The organism is Pseudomonas psychrophila HA-4, assembly GCF_000282975.1.
In the GTDB taxonomy this organism is placed as follows: domain Bacteria; phylum Pseudomonadota; class Gammaproteobacteria; order Pseudomonadales; family Pseudomonadaceae; genus Aquipseudomonas; species Aquipseudomonas psychrophila_A.
Genome location: NZ_ALJC01000131.1, coordinates 99,820 through 105,819 on the forward strand (window position 1 = coordinate 99,820; position 6,000 = coordinate 105,819).

Below are 6,000 nucleotides of genomic sequence, written 5' to 3' on the forward strand. Positions count from 1 at the left end.
AAACGCAGGGACTCTTGATGACAAACACTCGCTCTGTCCAAACCCCCTTCAATCGCCTTCTTCTTACCGGGGCCGCAGGTGGTTTGGGGAAGGTTCTGCGCGAAAGCCTCAAGCCTTATGCCAAGTTCCTACGACTGTCTGATATCGCGCCAATGGCGCCTGCTGTCGACAACAGCGAAGAAATTCAGGTGTGCGACCTTGCCGACAAACACGCCGTGCACCAACTGGTCGAAGGCGTAGACGCCATTCTGCATTTTGGCGGTGTCTCGGTAGAGCGTCCCTTTGAAGAAATACTCGGGCCGAACATCAGCGGCGTTTTCCACCTCTACGAAGCCGCACGCCGCCATGGCGTAAAGCGTGTCATTTTCGCCAGCTCCAACCATGTGATCGGCTTTTATAAGCAAGACCAGAAGCTGGATGCCCACTCCCTGCGCCGTCCTGATAGCTACTACGGTCTGTCCAAGTCTTACGGCGAAGACATGGCGACCTTCTACTTCGACCGTTATGGCATCGAAACCGTCAGCATCCGCATCGGTTCTTCATTCCCAGAACCGCAAAACCGCCGAATGATGAGCACCTGGCTGAGCTTCGCCGACCTCACACAATTGCTCGAACGCGCGCTTTACACGCCGAATGTAGGCCATACCGTGGTCTACGGCGCTTCAAACAATTTGAACGTGTGGTGGGACAACCGCTTTGCCGCCCATTTGGGTTTCGAACCCAAAGACACCTCCGAAGTGTTCCGCGACAAGATAGAAGCCCAGCCTATGCCCGCAGCCAATGATCCCGCGATGGTTTACCAAGGCGGTGCGTTTGTTGCAGCCGGTCCGTTTGGCGACGAATAAACAGGTTTCGCATCCAATAAGAACAACAGCCACAGAGATCAAGCCGCATGACTGCCGAACTGATTCTCGATGCACGCAATTCCACCGGAGAGAGCCCGGTCTGGAGTACCGCGGAGCAAGCGCTGTACTGGGTTGATATCCCGGCAAAGCGCCTGCACCGCTTAAATTTGGTCGATGGGCACAGCCAAAGCTGGCAAGCCCCGCAGATGCTCGCGTGCATTGCACGCAGCAGTGATGGCAACTGGATTGGCGGCATGGAAAGCGGCGTGTTCGCCCTCACCCCCCATGCCGATGGCCGCCTAAGTGCTCGACTGTTGAGCAGCGTGGCGCACACACAACCCGGCATGCGTTTCAATGATGGTCGCTGTGATCGTCAGGGACGTTTCTGGGCCGGGACCATGTTGATGGACATGTCGGCAGGTGCGCAGGTGGGTGCAATGTATCGCTATAGCGCCGGCCAGGAGGCCGCCCTCACGCCGCAGATCGACGGACTTATCGTGCCTAACGGCCTGGCATTCAGCCCAGACGGCCGGACGATGTACCTGTCGGACTCACACCCCGACGTGCAAAAAATCTGGGCTTTCGATTACGACATCGATACAGCCACCCCACACAGCCGCCGCCTGTTTGTCGACATGACACAACATCCAGGTCGACCCGATGGCGCTGCCGTCGACGCAGAGGGTTGCTACTGGATTTGCGGCAACGATGCAGGCCTGATCCATCGGTTTACCCCCGCTGGCACGCTCGACCGTTCGTTGGCCGTACCCGTGAAAAAACCTGCGATGTGCGCCTTTGGCGGACCGGATCTGGACACATTGTTTGTCACCTCGATTCGCCCTGAGGGCGACATCAGTGACCAACCGTTGGCGGGCGGCGTGTTTGCCCTGAACCCTGGTGTTAAAGGGCTGACGGAGCCCACCTTCAAAAGCTGACCGTTTTACCCCTGCTGATCCAAGACCTTTAAATAAGAAAAACAATATGTGGAGTGACCCATGGATTTTAAACGCACCTTACTCATCGCCGCATTGCCGCTGGCTTTCTGCCTCTCAGGCGTAGCCCAGGCAGAAATCAAAATCAAATTCGCCGAAGTTCACCCCGCTGGTTATCCACCCGTAGTGGCTGAACAAGAGATGGGCAAAAAGCTCCAGGCTCAAAGCAACGGTGATATTTCCTTCAAGATGTTTGCCGGTGGTGTGCTGGGCTCAGAGAAAGAAGTGGTCGAGCAGTTGCAGTCGGGCGCCGTGCAGATGACCCGCGTCAGCCTCGGCATCCTTGGCCCTGTGGTACCGGAAACCAACGCCTTTAACCTGCCCTTCGTGTTCCGCGATCAGGCGCACATGCGCAAAATCATCGACGGCGAGATCGGCCAGGAGATGCTCGACAAAATCACCAACTCCGACTTCAACATGGTCGCTCTGGCATGGATGGATGGCGGCACCCGCAACCTCTATACCAAAAAACCGGTGCGCCAGCTTGCCGACCTTAAGGGCATGAAAATTCGCGTACAAGGCAATCCGGTGTTTATCGACACCATCAATGATATGGGTGGCAACGGCATCGCCATGGCCACCGGCGAAATTTTCAGCGCCCTGCAAACTGGGGTAATTGACGGCGCCGAAAACAACCCGCCGACGTTCCTGGAACACAACCACTACCAGAACGCCAAATACTTCACCTGGACCGATCACCTAATCCTGCCGGAACCGATCGTGATCGCCAAAACCACGTGGAACAAGCTCAACCCGGAACAACAAGCCCTGGTGCAAAAACTGGCCCGCGAAGCGCAGATGGAAGAGCGCGTGATCTGGGACAAAAAATCGGACGACAGCGTCGCCAAGCTCACGAAAGATGGCGTGGAATTCATCACCCTCACCCCTGAACAGAAAAAAGCGTTCTACGACGCAACCCAGCCAGTGCGTGACAAATACGGCGCGAACTACAAAGAGCTGATCTCGCGCATCGAAGCCGTTCAATAAGCCTGTCCGATAACGCCGCGGTGGCGGGTGCGAGCCCGTTTGCCGCCGCAGTGGTGAACCCCATGAAAAATACCGTACTGCGTTTTAACGACTTGCTGTACAGGGTCTGTATCGGGATCGCCGGGTTGTCGGTGCTGACCATGAGCCTGATCATTCCGTGGGGCATCTTTGCCCGTTACGTCTTGGGCTCGGGCTCCAGTTGGCCAGAACCCACCTCTATTTTGCTGATGGTGGTCTTTACCTTCTTCGGTGCTGCCGCCAGTTATCGCGCCGGCGCGCACATGGCGGTGGCGATGGCGGTTGAACGCATGCCTGCACAGGTGCGCAAACACGTTGCGGTGCTGGTGCAGATCCTGATGGTCATCGTCTGTCTGTTTATGACGGTCAAGGGTTTCAAGCTCTGCATGACCACCTGGAACCAGTACCTCGGTGAGATGCCGAGCATGCGAGTGGGTATTTCCTATTTGCCCATTCCCTTGGGCGGCCTCATCACGTTGGTCTTTGTCTTGGAAAAACTCTTCCTGGGTGACCAAAGCCACCGCCGAGCCGTGCGGTTCGACATCGTAGAAGCCAGCGAAGAGGCCGTATAAATGGATGCTTTCGTATTGTTGGGCAGCTTTATTGCCCTGATTCTGCTCGGTATGCCGGTCGCTTATGCCTTGGGCCTGTCAGCGTTGGTAGGTGCCTGGTGGATTGATATTCCATTCGACGCCCTGATGATTCAGGTAGCAGGCGGTGTGAACAAGTTCTCGCTGCTGGCGATTCCATTCTTCGTCTTGGCGGGCGCCATCATGGCCGAGGGCGGGATGTCACGCAGGCTGGTGGCGTTTGCCGGGGTACTGGTGGGCTTCGTGCGCGGAGGCCTGTCTTTGGTCAACATTGTGGCCTCGACCTTCTTCGGTGCGATTTCCGGTTCGTCAGTGGCGGATACGGCGTCGGTGGGTTCAGTGCTGATTCCCGAGATGGAACGCGCTGGCTACCCTCGCGAGTTCTCCACGGCCGTGACCGTCAGCGGCTCGGTACAAGCGCTACTAACGCCGCCTAGCCACAACTCGGTGCTGTACTCATTGGCCGCGGGCGGCACGGTGTCGATCGCCTCGCTGTTTATGGCCGGAATCATGCCAGGGCTGCTACTCAGTGCGGTGCTCATGGGGCTTTGCATGATCTTCGCGCGCAAGCGCAACTACCCTAAAGGTGAAGTCATCCCGCTGAAAAAGGCGCTGAAAATCGCCGGTGAGGCGCTCTGGGGCATGATGGCCATGGTCATCATCTTGGGCGGAATCTTGACGGGGGTTTTCACCGCCACCGAATCGGCCGCGATTGCTGTGTTGTGGGCGTTCTTTGTCACGATGTTTATCTACCGCGATTACAAATGGCGCGACCTGCCCGAGTTGATGCACCGGGCTGTACGCACTATTTCCATCGTGATGATCCTGATCGGTTTTGCCGCCAGCTTCGGGTACATTCTGACGCTGATGGAAATCCCGATGAAAATCACCACCGCGTTTCTGACACTGTCAGATAACCGCTACGTGATTCTGATGTGCATCAACGTGATGTTGCTGTTGTTGGGCACCGTGATGGACATGGCCCCGCTGATCTTGATCCTAACCCCGATTCTGCTGCCGGTGATCATTGGCATCGGCGTCGACCCAGTGCACTTCGGCATGATCATGCTGGTGAACCTAGGGATCGGGCTTATTACACCGCCCGTGGGCGCGGTGCTGTTCGTGGGCGCTGCGGTGGGTAAAGTTACGATCGAAAACACGGTTAAAGCGCTGCTGCCGTTCTACTTGGCGCTGTTTGCAGTATTGATGTTGGTAACCTACGTGCCGGCTATCTCACTGTGGCTGCCAAGCATGGTGTTGTAACCCTCCCCTCTGTAGGAGCGAGCGTACCTCGCGATCTTTTGATCCTTTAAAAGATCGCGAGGCACGCTCGCTCCTACAGTGCGTATTTTTCCAGCCAAGGAGGCTGGTTGCTTATGTCTGCTCCTGCTCTATTTCCCCGCCATATCGCGGTATTAATTCTGGTGTTGCTGGCCTGTGCGTTCGCCGGTAATCACATCGCCGCACGCATTGCATTCGATCACGACACTGGCCTGTTGCTGGCAATTTTGTGCCGCGCCGGGGTGACGCTGCTGGTGTTGACCGGTTTAGTGCTGTGGCAACGCGAACGCCCTCGGTTAACCCCCGCCAACTGGCGCTGGCAATTGCTACTGGGGCTGCTGATTGCCGCGCAGAGTTTCTTTATTTATTCAGCCGTGGCACGTATCCCCGTGGCGCTGGCGCTGCTGATCGGTAACGTGGCACCGATTCTGTTGGTGTTGCTGACCTGGGCGCTGGGTGGCTCACCCCCTTCACGACGCGCAGCTATGCTGATGGGGCTGATCATGTGCGGGCTGGTGTTTGCGCTGGACGTGCCCGAACGCCTGTCTAACCAACACACAACCGAAGCGCAATGGCTGGAGGGCATTCTGTTCGGTTTTGCCGCCGCCTCAGTGTTTGCTTGCGCGCTATGGATAACCGATCACAAATTATCGAGCCTGCGCGGCACCGTTCGCAGCATGCTAACGATGCTAATTGTGTTAAGCGCAGCCGCGTTGGCCGGGGTCAGTGGCGTATTGCCTGGCGGCGTGTCGCTCCCCAGTTCGTCCACCGGCTGGACCGCTCTTGCCTGCCTCGTGGTGCTCTATGGGCTAGGGTTCTGCCTGCTATTTATCTGCATGACGCGCCTAAACATGGCCAAAAACGCGCCGGTGATGAACGTTGAGCCAGTGGCAAGCCTACTGTTCGGCTGGCTGATCCTTGATCAAGTGCTTAGCCGCGGTCAGGTCATCGGCGGGATGATTGTGGTCGCAGGCATTGTGATGCTGACATGGCGCCGTGCTGCGGATTGATGGTTCATTAACGTGGGGTAAACATAGATGTCTGCAAACCTGCTGACCCTGGAAGACGGCCTAACCCGTCTGACCCTCGCGCCGCACATCGGCGGCAGTATCGCCAGTTGGCAGGTGATTGCCAGTGACCAACCCTTGCTTCGGCCCAGCGACGCCCGGGCACTGAGCAGCGGTTCGGCCAATCAATTGGCCTGCTACCCGCTGGTGCCGTGGTCGAACCGGATTGGCGGGGGCGGCTTTGCCGGGCCAGAGCACTGGTTTGCACTGCAACCCAACA

General features: G+C 57.3%; 6 protein-coding genes and 1 pseudogene. All 7 read left to right on the plus strand.

Going from position 1 to position 6,000, the window contains the following annotated elements; translation table 11 throughout:
* Nucleotides 1–17 precede the first annotated feature (17 nt).
* Nucleotides 18–845, plus strand: a complete 828-nt coding sequence (locus tag B347_RS0123340) for an NAD-dependent epimerase/dehydratase family protein (RefSeq protein WP_019412111.1) — start codon at nt 18–20, stop codon at nt 843–845.
* Nucleotides 846–892: 47 nt separating this feature from the next.
* On the plus strand, nt 893–1,780 hold the full coding sequence (locus tag B347_RS0123345) for a glucurono-1,5-lactonase (protein WP_019412112.1): 888 nt from the start codon (nt 893–895) through the stop codon (nt 1,778–1,780).
* A 60-nt stretch (nt 1,781–1,840) separates the two neighbouring features.
* Nucleotides 1,841–2,824, plus strand: a complete 984-nt coding sequence (locus tag B347_RS0123350) for a TRAP transporter substrate-binding protein (protein ID WP_019412113.1) — start codon at nt 1,841–1,843, stop codon at nt 2,822–2,824.
* Between the two features lie 62 nt (nt 2,825–2,886).
* The gene (locus tag B347_RS0123355; RefSeq protein WP_019412114.1) at nt 2,887–3,414 is read left to right on the plus strand and encodes a TRAP transporter small permease; all 528 of its coding nucleotides are present in this window, start codon (nt 2,887–2,889) and stop codon (nt 3,412–3,414) included.
* Complete coding sequence (locus tag B347_RS0123360; RefSeq protein WP_019412115.1) at nt 3,415–4,695, plus strand: TRAP transporter large permease; 1,281 nt, start codon at nt 3,415–3,417, stop codon at nt 4,693–4,695.
* Nucleotides 4,696–4,808: 113 nt separating this feature from the next.
* A complete protein-coding gene (locus tag B347_RS0123365; RefSeq protein ID WP_019412116.1) occupies nt 4,809–5,723 on the plus strand; it encodes an EamA family transporter in 915 nt (304 codons plus the stop codon).
* 27 nt (nt 5,724–5,750) lie between these two features.
* Nucleotides 5,751–6,000 (plus strand): annotated as a pseudogene (locus B347_RS25345) (aldose 1-epimerase); the annotation flags it as partial.